This is a genomic window from Actinosynnema sp. NPDC023658 (assembly GCF_040639995.1).
Taxonomy (GTDB): Bacteria; Actinomycetota; Actinomycetes; order Mycobacteriales; family Pseudonocardiaceae; genus Actinosynnema.
The window spans coordinates 1-17,750 of sequence record NZ_JBFAAX010000090.1; the positions used below are offsets into that span (position 1 = coordinate 1).

At 73.2% G+C, this 17,750-nt stretch carries 18 protein-coding genes; 3 read left to right on the top strand and 15 right to left on the bottom strand.

Going from position 1 to position 17,750, the window contains the following annotated elements:
• Positions 1 to 320: 320 nt before the first annotated feature.
• The 14 genes from AB0G02_RS13455 to AB0G02_RS13520 form a co-directional block, all read right to left on the bottom strand.
• Complete coding sequence (locus AB0G02_RS13455; protein WP_360793393.1) at positions 321 to 578, bottom strand: hypothetical protein; 258 nt, start codon at positions 576 to 578, stop codon at positions 321 to 323.
• Positions 523 to 3,087: a DNA internalization-related competence protein ComEC/Rec2 gene (locus AB0G02_RS13460; RefSeq protein ID WP_360793395.1), complete on the bottom strand. Its 2,565-nt coding sequence runs from the start codon at positions 3,085 to 3,087 to the stop codon at positions 523 to 525. The genes AB0G02_RS13455 and AB0G02_RS13460 overlap by 56 nt, the downstream gene beginning before the upstream one ends.
• 608 nt (positions 3,088 to 3,695) lie before the next feature.
• The gene (locus AB0G02_RS13465; protein ID WP_360793397.1) at positions 3,696 to 4,436 is read right to left on the bottom strand and encodes a ComEA family DNA-binding protein; all 741 of its coding nucleotides are present in this window, start codon (positions 4,434 to 4,436) and stop codon (positions 3,696 to 3,698) included.
• 86 nt (positions 4,437 to 4,522) lie between these two features.
• Positions 4,523 to 5,365, bottom strand: a complete 843-nt coding sequence (locus tag AB0G02_RS13470; RefSeq protein WP_360793427.1) for a DegV family protein — start codon at positions 5,363 to 5,365, stop codon at positions 4,523 to 4,525.
• Between the two features lie 11 nt (positions 5,366 to 5,376).
• Positions 5,377 to 6,108, bottom strand: coding sequence for a diglucosylglycerate octanoyltransferase (gene octT, locus AB0G02_RS13475; RefSeq protein WP_360793399.1), 732 nt, complete (start codon positions 6,106 to 6,108; stop codon positions 5,377 to 5,379).
• On the bottom strand, positions 6,105 to 6,719 hold the full coding sequence (locus AB0G02_RS13480) for a histidine phosphatase family protein (protein ID WP_360793401.1): 615 nt from the start codon (positions 6,717 to 6,719) through the stop codon (positions 6,105 to 6,107). Before AB0G02_RS13480 ends, octT begins: the two co-directional genes overlap by 4 nt.
• The gene (gene rsfS / locus AB0G02_RS13485; RefSeq protein WP_360793403.1) at positions 6,716 to 7,102 is read right to left on the bottom strand and encodes a ribosome silencing factor; all 387 of its coding nucleotides are present in this window, start codon (positions 7,100 to 7,102) and stop codon (positions 6,716 to 6,718) included. The genes AB0G02_RS13480 and rsfS overlap by 4 nt, the downstream gene beginning before the upstream one ends.
• A gap of 69 nt (positions 7,103 to 7,171) precedes the next feature.
• Positions 7,172 to 7,765: a nicotinate-nucleotide adenylyltransferase gene (gene nadD / locus AB0G02_RS13490; RefSeq protein WP_360793405.1), complete on the bottom strand. Its 594-nt coding sequence runs from the start codon at positions 7,763 to 7,765 to the stop codon at positions 7,172 to 7,174.
• A 197-nt stretch (positions 7,766 to 7,962) separates the two neighbouring features.
• Positions 7,963 to 8,184 carry a ferredoxin gene (locus tag AB0G02_RS13495; RefSeq protein ID WP_360793407.1) on the bottom strand — a complete coding sequence of 74 codons (222 nt, stop codon included), beginning with the start codon at positions 8,182 to 8,184 and terminating at the stop codon, positions 7,963 to 7,965.
• Positions 8,185 to 8,188: 4 nt separating this feature from the next.
• Positions 8,189 to 9,373 (bottom strand): cytochrome P450, encoded by a 1,185-nt coding sequence (locus AB0G02_RS13500; RefSeq protein WP_360793409.1) that lies wholly within the window; start codon positions 9,371 to 9,373, stop codon positions 8,189 to 8,191.
• Positions 9,374 to 9,491: 118 nt separating this feature from the next.
• Positions 9,492 to 9,713, bottom strand: a complete 222-nt coding sequence (locus AB0G02_RS13505) for a ferredoxin (protein WP_360793411.1) — start codon at positions 9,711 to 9,713, stop codon at positions 9,492 to 9,494.
• Positions 9,714 to 9,717: 4 nt separating this feature from the next.
• Positions 9,718 to 10,914 (bottom strand): cytochrome P450, encoded by a 1,197-nt coding sequence (locus AB0G02_RS13510; RefSeq protein ID WP_360793413.1) that lies wholly within the window; start codon positions 10,912 to 10,914, stop codon positions 9,718 to 9,720.
• A 46-nt stretch (positions 10,915 to 10,960) separates the two neighbouring features.
• A complete protein-coding gene (locus AB0G02_RS13515; protein ID WP_360793415.1) occupies positions 10,961 to 11,521 on the bottom strand; it encodes a TetR family transcriptional regulator in 561 nt (186 codons plus the stop codon).
• On the bottom strand, positions 11,518 to 12,783 hold the full coding sequence (locus AB0G02_RS13520) for a glutamate-5-semialdehyde dehydrogenase (RefSeq protein ID WP_360793417.1): 1,266 nt from the start codon (positions 12,781 to 12,783) through the stop codon (positions 11,518 to 11,520). Before AB0G02_RS13520 ends, AB0G02_RS13515 begins: the two co-directional genes overlap by 4 nt.
• A 153-nt stretch (positions 12,784 to 12,936) precedes the next feature.
• Here AB0G02_RS13520 and AB0G02_RS13525 point away from each other — a divergent pair, with 153 nt between their 5' ends.
• The 3 genes from AB0G02_RS13525 (at position 12,937) to AB0G02_RS13535 (ending at position 17,279) form a co-directional block, all read left to right on the top strand.
• Positions 12,937 to 15,015 carry a RecQ family ATP-dependent DNA helicase gene (locus tag AB0G02_RS13525; RefSeq protein WP_360793419.1) on the top strand — a complete coding sequence of 693 codons (2,079 nt, stop codon included), beginning with the start codon at positions 12,937 to 12,939 and terminating at the stop codon, positions 15,013 to 15,015.
• Between the two features lie 339 nt (positions 15,016 to 15,354).
• The gene (locus tag AB0G02_RS13530) at positions 15,355 to 15,891 is read left to right on the top strand and encodes a GNAT family protein (RefSeq protein ID WP_360793421.1); all 537 of its coding nucleotides are present in this window, start codon (positions 15,355 to 15,357) and stop codon (positions 15,889 to 15,891) included.
• A gap of 116 nt (positions 15,892 to 16,007) precedes the next feature.
• Positions 16,008 to 17,279 carry an MFS transporter gene (locus AB0G02_RS13535; protein WP_360793423.1) on the top strand — a complete coding sequence of 424 codons (1,272 nt, stop codon included), beginning with the start codon at positions 16,008 to 16,010 and terminating at the stop codon, positions 17,277 to 17,279.
• A 72-nt stretch (positions 17,280 to 17,351) separates the two neighbouring features.
• Here AB0G02_RS13535 and AB0G02_RS13540 read toward each other — a convergent pair.
• On the bottom strand, positions 17,352 to 17,750 hold a 399-nt coding region (locus tag AB0G02_RS13540), incomplete at its 5' end, for a PUA domain-containing protein (protein WP_360793425.1).

Here is a 17,750-nt window from a genome sequence, read left to right on the forward strand (position 1 = left end):
GGCCGCGCGCTCCCTCACGGCCCCCCCGTCCTCCCCCCGCGGCCGGCCGACCCCCCACACCCCCCGCCCCCCCCCGACCCCCCGCACCCCCCCGACCGGCCAGCCGCCTGGTGGGTGCGGCCGCCCGGCCCCAGCGCCGGCCAGGTGCCGGCCCAGCGCCGGCCGGGTGCAGGTTCGGCCACGGCAAGCCGGCGGTCAGGGCGGCGATCCGCGGCTCGGCGGCGGTCGGGGCGGTCCGGGACGGCTTGTCCGCGGTGTCCCGGTGGAACCGGGGCCGCTCCCCACCGGCCCTCCCACAGCCGTCACGTTGATCATGTCCGTCACAGGGCGATCCTCGACGAGCGCAGCCAGCCGGTCCGGGGGAACGCGGCCAGCTCGGGCAGGACGTGCGGACCGACCGGTTCGGTGGCCACGCGCCAGGCGGTGAGCATCTGCGGCCAGGGCCGTTTCGCCTTGTCCTGGTTGTAGCGCTCGGCGTGCCACTCCTCCGGCGGTATGGCGAGGTCGGCGTCGAACAGGGCGTCAGCGACCAGCCGGTAGGCCGTGTCGGCGGAGGGGACCTGCGCCAGGCGGATCACCCCGGTCGCGGTGGCCCTGGCGACTATGCCCCGCTCGCCGCCCGGCAGGTCCTCGCACACGTAGTAGGTGAAAGCGGGTCGCAGCTCGTCGCGCGGCCAGGGGTGGGCGGTGTAGCCGGGCTGCCACAGCGCCCACGCCACCGCCCGGCTGCCGCCTTGCTGGGACCAGCCGGAGTGCAATCGGATCCAGACGTCGTTCGTCATCGTTCTCCCCTTGTCCGTTGTCGTGCGGGCCGCCGCCCCTGCGGACGACCCGCGGCCCGTCCGGGCCGGTCAGAACGGCGGTGTCGCCGTCCCTGTCGGTGCGCAGCACCAGTGCGCCGCTGCGCGTCAACGCGTCGAGCAGCACCTCGCTCGGGTGGCCGTAGCGGTTGCCCGCGCCGACGCTCACCAACGCGACCCGCGGCCGGACCTCCGCGAGGAACGCCGGTGACGAGTACCTCGACCCGTGGTGCGGCACCTTGAGCACGTCGGCCCGCAGGTCCGCGTGCCCGCCGAGCAGGTCCGCCTGCCCGGCCAACTCGATGTCGCCGGTCAGCAGCACCCGCCCGGCCGCGGTGGAGGCCCGCAGCACGAGCGACGCGTCGTTGACCGCCGTGTTCGTCCCACCCGCCGGGGCCGTGCGCGGACCCAGCACCTCCAGTTCCAGGCCCGGCCAGCTCAGCCGCTGCCCCGTGCCCAGCTCGACCACGCGGACACCGGCCGTCCGCGCCCGTTCCCGCACCTCCTCCCAAGCCCAGTCCGGTTGCCGCGACGGCCCCACCGCCACCGCGCCCACACCCCGCTCCGCCAGCACCGCGGCCAACCCGCCGACGTGGTCGGCGTGCAGGTGGCTGAGCACCACCAGCGGGATGCGCCGCACCCCCAACCGGCGCAGGCACGACAGCACCGGCACCGGGTCCGGTCCCGTGTCGACCAGCACCGCCCGGTCACGCTCGGCGGTGGCCAGGACCACCGCGTCGCCCTGGCCCACGTCGCACGCCACGACCGACCAGCCCGGCACCGGCCACCCGGGCGACAGGACGTTCAGCGGCACGACCACCACCACCGCGCCGACGACGACCGCCACGACCAGCGTCCGAAGGCGGCGGAGCCTGGTGACCGCGTAGCCGAGCACCAGCACCCCGGCCAGCAGCACCCCGCCGACCCAGCCGCCGGGCCACGCCACCGCCGCACCCGGCACGGCCGCCGCGTGCCGTCCGACGGCGATCAGCCAGCCGACCGCCGGACCGGCCACCTCGACGATCAACCGGGCCGTCGGCTCGTACACCTGCGCCAGCAGGGCGGCCAGCACACCGAGCACGGTGGCCGGTGCCACGACCGGCGCGACCAGCAGGTTCGCCAGCACCGCCACCAGGCTGACCTGGCCGGAGACGCCCGCGACCAGCGGCGCGGTCGCCAGGTTCGCGGCCACCGGCACCGCGAGCGCCTCGGCGAAGCCCACCGGCACGCCGCGTTCCCTCAGAGCGGCCGCCCACCTCGGCGCGAGCAGCACCAGCGCCGCCGTGGCCACCACCGACAGACCGAACCCGGGATCCGCGGCCAGCTCGGGGGCGTAGAGGACTAGAACCACCACCGAGGCGGCGAGCGCAGGCAACGCCGACCGCTCCCGACCCAGCACCAGCGCGAGCAACGCCACCGCGCCCATCACGGCGGCCCGCAACACGCTCGGCTCCGGCCCGGCCAGCACCACGAACCCCACCAGCACCGCCATCGCACCCGCCGCACAGCCGCGGGGACCGACCCGCAGCAGCCTCAGCAGCAACAGGACCGCGCCGCAGAGGATGGCCAGGTTCGCCCCGCTGACGGCGAGGACGTGCGCGAGCCCGGCGGTGCGGAACTCCTCGACCACCCTGGGCGGGATGCCCGAGGTGTCACCGACCACGAGCGCGGGCAGCAGCCCGGCCGGTTCGGGATCGAGCGAGGTGCTCACGCCCCGCAGTCCGGCACGCAGGTCCTCGGCCGCGCGTTGCCACACCGGCGCCTCGGTCACCTCTTGCGGAGGTCCGCGGACCCGCAGCACCGCGACCGTCAGCTCGCCACCCAGGGGAGGGGCGAGGCTGCCGCGCGCGGTGACGCGCTGGCCCGGCAGGAGGTCCTTCCACCGGGCCGCCGGTGCGAGCACGACGAGCCGACCGCCGCCGTCGAGCGTGCCGCGGACCAGCACCAGGTCCACCCCGCCCGCCCGTGAGCCGAAGCCGCTGGAGCGCAGGCCGTGCGGCCGGTTGTCGAGTTCGAACCGGACGGTCGTGAGGGCGCCGCCCTCCGCCGCCGCCCTCAGCGGGTGGTGGGCCGCCGCGTGGGCCTGGACGCCGATCCAGCACGCCGCCACAGGAGCCGCGACCGCCACCGCTACCGCCGCCGGCCGCCACCGGCGCAGTGCCAGGCCGCCGAGGACCGCGGCGGCGAACCCGACCAGCAGCGCGGCCCACCACGCCCAGAGCAGCCCCGCGAGGGCCGTGGCCCACACCGCCAGCGCGGCCGGGACCAGGTGCGCGCGCGGGTTCACGACCCCAACCACCGGGACCGGGACAGGGTGCCCAACCGGGGCCGGGCGGCTCGGGCGCTCCGGACCGCGCGGCGGAGCCGGTCGAGCAGTTGTCGGAGGCGGTGTCGGTCGCCGCGGGCGGAGTAGCGGTCCGGGCGGAGGTCAGACGTGCGCCGGACCGAGGCGGAGGGTTGCCGACGGGTGCGGTGGAGTCGTGCGCGGTCCGGACCGGGCGGGAGGTCAGCCGCAAGGCGGGTGGGGGCGATCGGGTCGTCGGCGGAACGGCGAGCGGGCTCGGCCCGGGTGAGGGCGGGGAGGAGGTGGGCGGGGATCTCGGCTCGTGGGGACGGGACGGAGGGGAGCTGGAGGCTCGGCGGAGAGGGGTGTTCCGGACGGACGCGGTCGAAGCGGCGGTGATCGTGACCGTCCGGCGTGGACGGTTCGGCGTGGCAGTGGGCCGGGGTCGGACAGGCAGCGCGTCGGTGGCGCGGCGGGGTGGGGATCCCTCCACGGGTCTCGGTGGTCTCGTGTGGACAGTCGCGGTTCGGGGGCACGGTCGGCTCCGGGTGGTGTCGGGGAATGGCGACGGGAGTGGGTCGGGAGGTGCTGTCGCGAGTGGTGCGGGGTGCTCAGAGGCGGACCAGGTCGCGGAGCTTGGCCAGCTTCGCGTCACCGATGCCCTCGATCTCGCCCAGTTGCTCCAGGGACGTGAAGGGGCCGCGCTTCTGCCGGCGGTCGACGATGCGCTGTGCCGTCACCGGGCCGACGCCGGGCAGGGTGTCGAGCTGGTCCTTGGTCGCGGTGTTCAGGCTCAGCGGTTCGGTGGCGGCGCTGGCCGCTTGCGGGGTGGGGATGCCGACGGCGATCTGCTCGCCGTCGGTGACCTTGCGGGCGAGGTTGAGGGTGGTCAGGTCGGCGCCCGGATCGGGACCACCGGCCGCTTGGAGCGCGTCCGCGACCCTGGCGCCGTTCGGGACGGTGACCAGGCCCGGTGTGGGCACGAGACCGACCACGTTGACGACCAGGTGCTCCTCGGCACGGGTGACGGCGGCGGCCTCGGCCACCGGGAGGTCCGGTGGGCTCTCGGGCACCGGCCGCTGCCACCACAGGGCCAGGGCGACGGCCAGCGCCACCCCGGCCATGACGCCCGCCAGGAGGAACCTGCGCCGGTGCGGCACGGGTGTCTCGGGCAGCCAGCGGCGCAGCAGCGGGTGGAGCGGGCGGCGGAGCGGGCCCGGGGGATCGGAGCCGCCGTCCGACGAGACGAAGACCAGCTGCTCGGCGGCCGCGGACGCGCGGTGCTTGCCGCGCTCCTGCGAGACGAGGGCCTTCAGGCGGGCGGTCGTGGTTCCCGGGTTCTTGTCGAACATGCGGTCGACGCTAGGCCGAGTGGAGCAGCGGGTGGTGAACGTGTTCGGGATCTGTGGACAACTGCCCGAACGATGGATAAAGCGGGCTAGGACACGCCCCCTGGCAGCACGACCACGCCCAGCACACCGGGACCGGTGTGGGCGCCGATCACGGCTCCGACCTCGGAGATCAGGCAGCCGGTCGAGCCGGGGACGCGCTCGTCCAGCAACGTCGCCAGCTCTGCCGCGCGCTCCGGCGCGGCCAGGTGGTGGACGGCCAGGCCCACCGGTCCGGAACCCGCCGCCGACGCGGCCAGGTCGACCAGGCGGGCGATGGCCCGGCTCAACGTGCGCACCTTCTCCAACGGCACGATCCGACCGTCGTCGACGTGGAGCAACGGCTTGACCGCCAGCGCGGTGCCCACCAGCGCGGCGGCGGCGCCGATGCGCCCACCACGCCGCAGGTGGTCGAGCGTCTCCACGCAGAAGAACATCTTGGTGCGCGACGCGGCGGCCACGGCGGCCTCCTCCGCGCACGCGGCGTCCCCACCGGCGGCGCACGCGGCCAGCGCGGCGAACCCCAGCCCCATGCCCGTGGCCCGCGAGTCGACCACCCTGATCCTGGTCGGGTCGACCTCCTCGGCGGCCAGCCGCGCGGCCTCCCACGTGCCGGAGAGGTCACGGGACAGGTGCACGGACACGATCCCCTCCGCGCCCTCGGCCAGCACGGACCGGTACACCTCGGCCAGCTCGCCCGGCGTCGGCCGGGACGTCGTCACCCGGCGGTGCTCCCCCAGCGCCGAGGCCAGCTCGGCCGGCCCGAAGTCCACCCCGTCCAACCTGCTGCGACCGTCCACGGCCACGTGCAGCGGCACGACCCGGATGCCGTTCCGCTCGGCGAACCCCTCGGGCAGGTACGCCGTGGAGTCGGTGACGATCGTGGTGGACACGAGTGCCGACACTACGGCTCCGCCACACCCGGGTGGCCGACCGCCACGGACCTGATCAGCTCGGCCATGGCACGTCCGACCAGCTCGTGCCCCTCCCAGCCCCAGTGCATCCCGTCCGGGTTGCCGCGGCGCGACCGGATGTGCGCGGTCACCAGCGGGGGCAGGTCCAGCAGCGGCACGCCCGCGCCGTCCGCCCACTCGCGCATCGCGCGCTCCCCCGCCGCGCGTCCGCTGTGCACACCGCCGTAAGCCTGGGAGCAGTGCACCGAGGGTGTCATCCCGACCACCTTGACGTGCGGCGCGAGGGCCCGGACGGCACACACCGAGTCGTTCAGGTACCGCACGGTGAGGTGCGGTGGCAGCGCCACGGGGTGCCCGCAGAACGCCTGCGACAGCACCGGCTGGAGGGTCAGGTACCCGGCCCGCGCACGCCGCCTCAGCCCGTCCGGCCGCAGGTAGCGCAGCCCTTGCCGCAGGTAGGTCGGCAACGGCGACGGCAACGTGTCCATGTGCCCCACCGCCAGCACCACGACGTCCGTGCGCGGCAGCAACGACCAGACCCGGGGGTCTCCGGTCAGCGACCACCAGGCGTCCCGGGCGGTCCAGCCGAACCCCGCCGCCAACTCCGCGTGCCCGTCCAGCGCCGATGCGGTGACGTTCGGCCACAACCGGGGGTGATCGGCGGGCAACGGCCCCTGCGGACCGTGGAACGACAGCGAATCGCCGAGGACGAGCAGTCTCACCGGGTGGTTCCGGCGTTGTACGACGACAGCCGCCACCGGCCGTCACCGTGCGGGCGGCGGGTGAACACCGTCCAGTGGCAGTTGCCGATGCCGCCGAGCAGCGCCCAGCGGTCGACCGGCAGCTCCAGCAAACGCCCGGTCAACGCGCTGATCAGGCCGCCGTGCGCGCACAGCATCACCGTCCCGGTGAACTCCGCGTCCACGTCGGACACCACGGCGAGCGCGCGCTCCGCGACCTCCACCCGCGTCTCGCCGTCCGGTGGGGCCAGGGTGCCGTCGACGCGCCAGAGGTCCAGCGCGCCCGGCCACTCCACCTCGATCTCGGTCGCGGTCAGCCCCTGCCACTTGCCCAGGTGCGTCTCCCGCAGCCGTTCGTCGATGCGCAGGTCGACCCCGGTCGCGTCGGTGAACACGGTCGCGGTGTCCCGGGCGCGGTGCAGGTCGGAGGCGACCACCAGCTCGGGTGCGAACCCGGCGAGCACCGGCACCGCGAACCGCGCCTGGTTCCACCCGGTCTCGGTCAGCGACGAGTCCAGGTGGCCCTGCATACGGCCGGTCGCGTTGTAGTCGGTCTCACCGTGCCGCCACAGCACGAGCCGGTTCAGGGTCATGCCTCCGCGACCTCGTCGGACGGTGGCCCGGCGTCGAACTCGATCTGCGGGCAGTCCTTCCACAGCCGCTCCAGGCCGTAGAAGGTGCGCTCCTCGACGTGCTGGACGTGCACGACCACGTCCACGAAGTCGAGCAGGACCCAACGACCCTCGCGCGCGCCCTCACGGCGGACCGGCTTGCGACCGGCCTCCCGCAACTTCTCCTCGACGTTGTCCACGATCGCGCCGACCTGCCGCTCGTTCGGAGCGGAGGCGATCACGAAGCAGTCCGTGATCACCAGTTGGTCGGACACGTCGAGCACGATCACGTCGTGCGCCTTCTTGTCGGCTGCCGCGCTCGCGGCGACCAGCGCCAACCGTCGTGCCTCGTCGGTGGCTGCCACGTCACTCCTCATCACACCGGCGGACGCCGTTACGCCCGCACGAGTCAATGAGGGTACCGGCGTCCCGGCTCAGTCCGGCATCGAGTAAAGCCCGCGCTTGGAGATGTACTGAACGACACCATCCGGCACGAGGTACCAGACGGGCAGTCCGGAGGCCGTCCGGGCGCGCACGGCGGTCGAGGAGATGGCCATCGCGGGCACCTCCACCAGCGACACCGCCCCGGGCGGCAGGTGCGTGTCGACCAGCTCGTAACCCGGTCGGGTGACCCCGATGAAGTGGGCGAGGCTGAACACGTCGTCCGCCCGCCGCCACGACAGGATCTGCTCCAGCGCGTCCGCGCCGGTGATGAAGAACAGGTCCGCGTCCGGGTGGGCCTCCCGCAGGTCGGTGAGGGTGTCCACCGTGTACGTCGGCCCGGGTCGGTCGATGTCCACCCGGCTGACCGAGAACCGCGGGTTGGACGCGGTGGCGATGACCGTCATCAGGTACCGGTCCTCGGCGGCGCTGACCTCGCGCTCGCCCTTCTGCCAGGGCTGGCCCGTGGGCACGAAGACGACTTCGTCGAGGTCGAAGCGGGCCTGGACCTCGCTGGCCGCGACCAGGTGGCCGTGGTGCACCGGGTCGAAGGTGCCGCCCATGACGCCGATCCGCCGCTTCGACATGGGAGGTGAGCCTAGTTCGGGCCGTGCGCGGGCGGCCCGTCGCTCCCCGAAAGACCGCCCGCGCACTCCGACCCCCGGTCGCGGCCCAAGGGGAGCGGGTCGCCTCCGCGGATCACGCGGCCCACCCCGAATTGGAGCCGCGTGACAGAGGAACGCGCACGTCACGCGGCTATGACGCGATCGGGTGGAATTTTTTTCTACGACTGCGGCGCGAGCACGGACCCGTCGGCCGAACGCACCAGGATCGCCTCCATCGGGCACGACTCCGCGGCGTCGATCACCGCGTCGTCCGGGTCGACGGAGCCGTTGACCGGCGTGGCCGTGTTCCCGTCCAGCCGGAAGTGGTCCGGCGCGATCGACGTGCACATGCCGGTCCCGAGGCACGAGCCCCGGTCGACCTCGATCGTCCACTCGCTCATCGGTCTACCACCTCACCAGTAGGCGTTCGGGGCCTCGCACCAGTCTGCCCTTCTTGAACACCGCGTCTTCGGCCAACTCCAGGTGCGGGAACCTATTGAGCAAGGTCGAAATGGCCACCTGCAACTCCATCCTTGCCAAGGGTGCTCCGATGCAGTGGTGCACGCCGTGCCCGAACGCGAGGTGCGGGTTGTGCCCGCGGTGGAAGTCCAGCTCGTGCGGGTCGGGGAACACGGCCGGGTCGCGGTTGGCCACCAGCCCGTCCACGAACACCGCCTCGCCCGCCCGGACCGTCACGCCGGACAGCTCGACGTCGGCGGTGGCGATGCGGGGGAAGCCCGGCGCACCGGACAGCTTGGTGATCCGCAGCAGCTCCTCCACGGCGGCGGGCAGCAGCGACGGGTCGGCGCGCAGCTCGGCCAGCCGGTCGGGGTGGGTGAGCAGCTGGTGGACGAAGTTGCCGATCTCGCTGCCGGTCGTCTCGTGCCCGGCGATGAGCAGCGTGACGCCGAACGACACCAGCTCCTCCTCGGTGAGCCGGTCGTCGTTGTCGTGCGCGTGGACCAGCACGGTGAGCATGTCGTCCGCGGGGTTCCTGCGCTTGTCCTCGACCAGGTCGCGGATGTACGCGCGCAGCGACGCCCCGGCCGCCTCGATCTCGGGCACGGTGAACGCGGTGATGGCGACCGCCGCGTCCGACCACTCGCGGAACCGGGCCCGGTCCGGCGCGGGCACGCCCAGCATCTCGCTGATGAGCGTGATGGCCACCGGCATCGCCAGGGCGTCCACCAGGTCGGCGGGCGGGCCCTGGTCCTCCACGGCGTCCAGCAGGTCGTCCACGATCTCCTGGGCGCGCTCGCGCAGCTGCTCGGTGCGGCGGGCGGTGAACGCCTTGGCCAGGATCCGGCGCAGCCGCGTGTGCTCCGGCGGGTCCATGCTCAGGATCGTGCTGATGCCCGGCACCTCGGGCATGGTCCGCGGCGGGTCGTAGTCGGCGTCCATGACCGGCGCACGGCTGAACCTCGGGTCCGCGAGCACGACCTTGGCGTCGGCGTACCGGGTGACCAGCCAGGCCTCGCGGCCGTACGGCAGGCGCACCCGGGCCACCGGCTCGTCCCGCTGGAGCTCCAGGTAGGTCTCGTGCACCACCAGGTCGTCCGGTTCGGGGAACGGGTAGGGCCTGGCCTCCATCGGGAACCCCCGCGGCAAGTGATCACTTGCCCCCGACAGTAGGCAGGCCGCCACGCACGCGGGGAGGGCTCCGCGAGCGCCACTACGGCTTTCACCGGCGGCGCTGCGGAGCCACCCGCTAGGCCTGCGGCGCGAGCACCGTGCCGTCGGCCGAACGCACCAGGATCGCCTCCATCGGGCACGACTCGGCGGCGTCGATCACCGCGTCGTCCGGGTCGATGTCCGACCGCACCGGCGTGGCCGTGCCGCCGTCCAGCCGGAAGTGCTCCGGCGCGATCGACGTGCACATCCCGGTGCCGAGGCACGAGCCCCGGTCGACCTCGACCTTCCACTCGGCCATCGGGCTACCACCTCACCGGCAGGGACTGCGGCCCGCGGATGAGCCGGCCCTTCTTGAACCGGACCTCGCCCGCCTGCTCCAACCCCGGGAACCGCTTGATCAGCGTGCCGATGGCGACCTGCAGCTCCATCCGGGCCAGCGGTGCGCCGATGCAGTGGTGCACGCCGTGGCCGAACATGATGTGCGGGTTGTGCTCGCGGTGGAAGTCGAGCTCGTGCGGGTTCTCGAACACCGACGGGTCGCGGTTGGCCGTGACGTTGTTGACGAACACCGCCTCGCCCGGCTTGATCGTCACGCCGGACAGCACGACCTCCTCGACCGCGATCCGGGGGAAGCCCGCGGAGCCGCCCAGCGCGGTGAAGCGCAGCAACTCCTCGATCGCGGCCGGCACCAGCGACGGGTCGGCCCGCAGCTCACCGAGCCGGTCGGGCATGCGCAGCAGCTGGAAGACGAAGTTGCCGATCTGGTTCGCGGTGGTCTCGTGCCCCGCGACCAGCAGCGTCACGCCGAACGAGACCAGCTCCTCCTCCGAGAGCCGGTCGTCGTTGTCCCGTGCCGCGACCAGCACGGACAGCATGTCGTCGGTGGGCTCGGCGCGCTTGCGGGCGACCAGCCCGCTGATGTAGCCGCGCAGCGACTGCTGGGCCGCCATGATCTCGTCGTGGGTGAACGCGGTGATCGCCACCGCGGCCTCCGACCAGGCCCGGAAGTCGCCCCGGTCCTCGAACGGCACGCCCAGCATGTCGCAGATGATCGTGATGGGCAGCGGCATGGCCAGCGACTCGACGAGGTCCGCGGGCGGGCCCTGCGCCTCCATCTTGTCCAGCAGGCCGTCCACGATCTCCTGGGCCCGTTCGCGCAGCTGCTCGGTGCGCCGCGCGGTGAACGCCTTCGCGACCAGCTTGCGCAGCCGCGTGTGGTCCGGCGGGTCCATGCTCAGGATGTTCGTCTCGGTCGGCATGGTCGGCAGCGTGCGCGGCACGTCCGCGCCCGGCTCCATCACCGCCGCACGGCTGAACCTCGGGTCCGCGAGCACGGTCTTGACGTCCTCGTAGCGGGTGGCCAGCCACCCCTCGCCGCCGTACGGCAGCCGCACCCTCGCCACCGGCTCGTCCCGCTGCAGCTCGAAGTACGTCGGGTTGATCTCGAGGTCGTCCAGCTCGGTGAACGGATAGGACCTGGTCTCCATCTGCACCCCCATGTAAGCATTCGCTTACATCCGACAGTAGGCAGATCGCTACGGACCGTCAACCGGGTTCGGTGTGCTCCAACAACGCCGCCGCGGCCCGCGTCACGAGGGACGCCACGGCGGCGGGGTCGGCGTCCGCGAGGGGCTGTTTGCCGAACACCGTGCGCAGCACGCCGATGCCCACCACCCACGCCAGGACGAGGTCCGCGCGCAGCTGCGCGTCCTCCGCGTCGGTCAGGGTGGACAGGGCGCGCGCGTACTCCTCCCCCAGTTGCCGCCGCACGACGTCCGCCGCGGAGTCGTGGTGGGACGACCGCAGCACCGCGTACAGCGGGTGGTCCTCGCGCCTCGGCTTCTCCTCCATCATCCGCAGCAGCACGTTGCGCAGCAGGTGCTCGGCGGGCGAGTCCTCCAGCAGCTCACGGCTCTGCGTGGCGAGCACGGTGGCGAACAAGGCGTCCTTGCTGCCGTAGTAGCGGAACAGCAGGGCCTGGTTCACCCCCGCCAGGCTCGCGATGTCGCGGACCGTGGTGCGGTCGAACCCGCGCTCGCCGAACAGCTTCGTGGCGGCGTCCAGCAACGCCGCCCTGGTCGCGGCGGCGTCCCGGGGCCTGCTCACGAGGTGGACCGGACGTGCCCCTCGCCCCAGACCACCCACTTGGACGAGGTCAGCTCGGTCAACCCCATCGGACCGCGGGCGTGCAGCTTCTGCGTGGAGATGCCGATCTCCGCGCCCATGCCGAACTCGCCGCCGTCGGTGAACGCGGTGGACGCGTTGACCATGACCGCCGCCGCGTCGACCCGCGCGGTGAACCGGCGGGCCGCGTTGAAGTCGCTGGTCACGATGGCCTCGGTGTGGCCGGAGCCGTGCTCTGCGATGTGCGCGATGGCCTCGTCGATCGAGCCGACCACGCGGGCGGCGATGTCCAGGGACAGGTACTCGGTGTCCCAGTCCTCGTCGGTCGCCGGGTGCACCCTGGGGTCGCGCGCGAACCGCTCGTCGCCGTGGACGGTGACGTTCTCCGCGTTCAGGGCGTCGGTGATGCGGGGCACGAACTCGTCCGCGACGGCGGCGTGCACCAGCAGCGACTCGGCCGCGTTGCACACGCTCGTGCGGCGGGTCTTGGAGTTGAGCACGATGCGCTGCGCCATGTCGAGGTCGGCGCTCGCGTCCACGTACACGTGCACGTTGCCCACGCCGGTCTCGATGGTGGGCACGGTGGCCTGCTGCACGACGGCGTTGATCAGACCGGCGCCGCCGCGCGGGATCACCAGGTCGACCAAGCCGCGCGCGGTGATCAGGTGGGTGACCGAGGCGCGGTCGTGGCACGGCAGCAGCTGCACGGCGTCGGCGGGCAGGCCGGCGGTCTCCAGCGCGTCCCGCAGGATCGCGACCAGCGCGGTGTTGGAGTGCTCGGCGGTGGACGAGCCGCGCAGCAGGGCCGCGTTGCCGGACTTCAGCGCCAGGCCGGCCGCGTCCACGGTGACGTTCGGGCGCGCTTCGTAGACCATGCCGACGACGCCCATCGGGACGCGGACCTGCTTGAGCTCCAGACCGTTCGGCAGGATCGAACCGCGCAGCACCTCACCGATCGGGTCCGCGAGGCCCGCCACCGTCTCCAGGCCCTGGGCCACGCCCTCGACGCGCGCCTCGGTCAGCGTGAGGCGGTCCAGCAGGCCCTGGGTGAGGCCGGCGGCCCGACCCGCTTCGAGGTCCTTGGCGTTGGCCTCCAGCACCTCGCCCGCGCGGGTGCGCAGCGCGGCGGCCATCTCGTGCAGTGCGGCGTCCTTGCCCTCACGGGTGGCGAGGACGAGCTCGTTGGCGGCGACTCGGGCCCGCCGGGCCGCGGCGTGCACCTGTTCGCGCAGGTCATCAGTCACGTCGTCAAGCCTACGGTCACCCGGACGTGGCTGTCGTCGAGGTTCCCGAGGATCGGACGGCCGACCCGCACTCGTCCTCGATCGGGTGAAGCTCGGGCACGGACCCTCGCACAGGTGTCCGTCCTGTCGGGGGCGTCTGCCATGGTGTGGCGCATGGACGAAAGCGCACTCCGCGAACTGGCCGAAGAGCGGCTGAGGGCATTGGCGGGCCCTCAGGCTGTGCTGCGGGACGACCAGTGGACGGCGATCCACGCGCTGGTGTCCGAACGGCGGCGCGCGCTGGTGGTGCAGCGCACGGGGTGGGGCAAGTCCGCCGTGTACTTCATCGCCACGGCGTTGCTGCGGTCCCTGGGCGAGGGGCCGACGGTGATCGTGTCGCCGTTGCTGGCGCTGATGCGCAACCAGGTCGACGCGGCCGCGCGGGCGGGCGTGCACGCGGCGACGATCAACTCGGCCAACACCGACCAGTGGCAGGACGTGCAGGACCGGGTGGCGTCCGGCGAGGTCGACGTGCTGCTGGTGTCGCCGGAGCGGCTGAACAACCCCGACTTCCGGGACACGGTGCTGCCGTCGCTGACCGCGTCGGCGGGGCTGCTGGTGGTCGACGAGGCGCACTGCATCTCCGACTGGGGCCACGACTTCCGGCCGGACTACCGGCGGCTGCGGACGTTGCTGACCGAGCTGCCCGCCGGCGTGCCGGTGCTCGCCACCACGGCCACGGCCAACGACCGGGTGGTGCGGGACGTGGCCGAGCAGCTCGGGCTCGGCTCGGGCACGGACGCGCTGGTGCTGCGCGGGCCGCTGGACCGGGAGAGCCTGCGGCTGTCCGCGGTGCGGCTGCCGACCGCCGAGGCGAGGCTGGGGTGGCTGGCCGAACGGCTGGAGCAGCTGCCCGGCTCGGGGATCATCTACACGCTGACGGTGGCCTCGGCCGACGACGTGGCGGCGTTCCTGCGGGAACGCGGCTACCAGGTGGCGGCGTACTCGGGCCGCACCGACCCGGCCGAGCGCCAACGGGCCGAGGAGGACCTGCTGGCCAACCGGGTCAAGGCGCTGGTGGCCACGTCGGCGCTGGGCATGGGGTTCGACAAGCCCGACCTCGGGTTCGTCGTGCACCTGGGCGCACCGCCGTCGCCCATCGCGTACTACCAGCAGATCGGCCGCGCGGGCCGCGGGGTGGAGCGGGCCGAGGTGCTGTTGCTGCCCGGCCCGGAGGACAAGGAGATCTGGGCGTACTTCGCGTCGCTCGCGTTCCCGCCGGAGCGGGTCGTGCGGCAGGTGCTGGAGGCGTTGCCGGCGGACCGGGCGATGTCGACGGCGGCGTTGGAGCCGGTGGTGGAGCTGTCGCGCACCCGGCTGGAAGTGGTGCTGAAGGTGCTCGACGTGGACGGCGCGGTGAAGCGGGTGCGCGGCGGGTGGGTGTCGACGGGGCAGCCGTGGTCCTACGACGCCGAGCGGTACGAGCGGATCGAGGCGGCGCGGCGGGTGGAGCGTCAGGCGGTGCTGGACTACCTGGCGACCGACGGCTGTCGCATGGAGTTCCTGTTGCGGCAGTTGGACGACCCGCACGCGGCGCCGTGCGGGCGGTGCGACAACTGCACGGGGCAGCGGCCGTCGGCGGAGGTGTCGGACGCGGCGGCGTCGGCGGCGCGGGAGCGGCTGCTGCGGCCCGGGGTCGAGGTGGAGCCGCGCAAGATGTGGCCGACCGGGATGGCGGCGGTCGGGGTGTCGCTGTCCGGCAAGATCCCACCGGCCGAGCTCGCGACGACCGGGCGGGCGTTGGGGCGGTTGACCGACATCGGCTGGGGCAACCGGTTGCGGTCGTTGTTCGGAGCGGAGGACCAGGAGATCCCCGAGGACGTGTTCGCCGCGTGCGTGAAGGGGTTGGCCGCGGGGGGTTGGGCGGAGCGGCCGGTGGGCGTGGTGACGGTCGGGTCGCGGACCAGGCCCGCGTTGGTGGGCAGCTTCGGGCGGCGGATCGCGGAGGTGGGGCGGCTGCCGCTGCTCGGGCAGGTGTGGTTGGGCGAGGCGGTGCGCCGGGCCAACAGCGCGCAGCGGTTGGCGGGGCTCGTGCGGGAGGCCGACGTGCCGGACCTGTCCGGTGTGGACGGTCCGGTGCTGTTGGTGGACGACCAGGTCGACACCGGGTGGACGGTGACGGTCGCCGCGCGGCTGCTGCGCCGGGCAGGGGCTTCGGCGGTCCTGCCGTTCGCGTTGGCGGTGACGGCGTGACGGCGACGGTGTGGAGGTGACGGCGGCGTGGGAGGCCGCGTGGGGGTGAGGCCGGTGGCGGCGAGATGCGGCGGCGTAAGGACGATTGCGGCGTGGTGATCATGGCGGCGGGGTCAGTAAGGACAGTGGTGGCAGCCAGGACGGCGGCGTCTGCGGCGGGGTGAGGACGGCGGTGGCGGTGGCGGCGGGGTTGACTTGAGGGCGGTGGTGGCGGTGGCTTGAGGGCGGTAATGATCGGGGCGGTGGCGGTGGCGTCGATGGTGGCGGCGGTGGTGTGAGCGGTGGGCGGGGTTGGCTGGTGGGGTGGCGTGATGGGTGGGAGGAGGTGAGGGTGTCGGGGTGAGGTTGACGACGGAACGGTTGGTGCTGCGGCCTTTAACGGCGGCCGACGCGCCCGCGTTCGCCGCCTACCGGTCGGATCCGGAGGTGGCGAGGTACCAGGGGTGGGAGGCACCGTTCTCCTTGGCGCAGGCCGAGGAGTTCGTGCGGGACGTCGGCGCGGCCGACCCGACTGCACCCGGCTGGTACCAGTTCGCGATCGAGGTGGGCGGGGTGCTCGTCGGTGACGTCGGGGTGGGGCTGCACGAGAACGGGATGCAGGCCGACATCGGCTACACGGTGGCGACGGCGCACCAGGGGCACGGGTACGCGACGGAAGCCGTGCGGCGGGTGTTGGCGTACCTGTTCGAGGTGCGCGGGTTGCACCGGGTGTCCGCCGAGTGCGACGCCCGCAACGTGCGCTCCGTGCGGCTGCTGACACGGCTCGGCTTCCGCCAGGAGGGCCACCGGGTGCAGCACACCTGGATCAAGGGTGAGTGGACGGACGACCTGCTGTTCGGGCTGTTGGCCGCGCAGTGGAGGGCGACCGCCGACTGACGTTCGCCGGTGATGGCCGCGGTATCGCCGTGCAGGGCCGCCATGGCGGGCACGCGCCTCGTAGTGGATCGGTGAGGGATCTACCGACTTCGGCCGCTTTGTGGTTGTGTCCAACCATGGCTGCCCTGGACACGGAGACCCGGCACCGCCTGCCCGTCCGCAAGCTCGTCGCGGCGAGCATCGGCAACGCCATCGAGTGGTACGACTGGACCATCTACGCGACGTTCTCCCTCTACTTCGCCACCCAGATCTTCCCCAAGGACAACCCGCAGCTCGCGTTGATCAACACGCTCGCGGCGTACGCGATCGCGTTCTTCTTCCGCCCGTTGGGCGGATACCTGCTCGGGCGGTTCGCTGACCTGCGCGGACGGCGGACGGCGATGTTGTTGACCATCGTCCTGATGGCGGGTGGTTCGGTGGCGATCGGTGTGCTGCCGACCTACGCGCAGGTCGGGTGGCTGGCACCGGTCCTGCTGCTGCTCGCCCGCGTCGCCCAAGGCCTGTCGTTGGGCGGTGAGGTCTCCAACGCCTCCGCGTACCTGGCGGAGATCGCGCCGCCACACCGGCGTGGGCGGTACTCGGCGTTCTTCTACATCTCCACCGGCGCGGCGGTGCTCGTCGCGTCGCTGCTCGGGTTCACGCTCGCCCGCACGCTCGACCCGGCCCAGCTGGCCTCCTACGGCTGGCGCATCCCGTTCCTGGTGGGCGGTGTGCTCGGCCTGGTGGGCCTGTGGATGCGCCGCAGCCTGGAGGAGACCGAGCAGTTCGAGCACAACAAGGCCAAGGCGCAGCAGCTCAAGCACCCGCTGGCGACGACCCTGCGCGAGCACCCCAAGGCGGTCGGGCGGCTCGTCGGCTTCACCATGCTGTCGACGCTGTGCTACTACACGTTCTTCAGCGCGCTGACCCCGTTCGCGGTGTCCAAGCGCGGTGCGGACGCGGTCGACGTGTTCCTCGCCCTGTCGATCGCGACGGCCCTGTTCATCGCCCTCCAGTACCCGATGGGCGCGGTGGCGGACCGGTTCGGCCGCAAGCCGCAGCTGCTGGTGTGGTCGGGTGCGACGGCGGTGCTGGTGGTGCCGCTGTCCACGCTGATCGGACCGGGCGTGGGCAACCTGCTCGTGGTGTTCTGCGTCGGCCTCGGCCTGTACACCGCCATGACGTCGATCGCGCCGGCCGTGATGAGCGAGCTGTTCCCGACCGAGCTGCGGGCCCTGGGCATCGGCTCCTGGTACAACCTGACCGTGGCGCTGTTCGGCGGCACCGCGCCGCTGGTCATCCAGGCGTTGCCGGGCAGCACGTTCTTCTTCTACGTCGCGGGCGGGGCCGCCATCGCGTTCCTGGTGATCCTCACGATGCCCGAGACGAAGGGCGCGACCCTGCGGTGACGCCGCCTCACGGGCGGCCAGCGCCCGAGAGCGGGCTCAGGGCCGGGCAGCGCCCGAGAGCGGTATCGAGGACTACGGCCGCAACGGCACCAGGTCGTCGGCGTGCACGACCTCGCGGCGCTGCTCGGCGGGCAGGTCGCCGCTCTTGCGGCCGATCAGCGCGGGCAGCTCGGTGGCGTCGAACCCGACCACGCCGCGGGCCACCACGTGCCCGGACTCGTCGACCAGCTCCACCACGTCACCGGCCTCGAACGCGCCCTCCACGCCGGTGATGCCCGCCGCCAGCAACGAACGCCTGCGACCCACGACGGCGGCGACCGCGCCGTCGTCCAGCACCAGCCTGCCGGTCGCGTCGGCCGCGTGCCCGAGCCAGAAGCGGCGCGCGGACAGCCTCGGACCGGTCGCCGCGAACGCCGTGCCGACGTCCGCCGCGCTCAACGCCCGTGCCGCGTCCGCCGCGCCCGCCAGCAG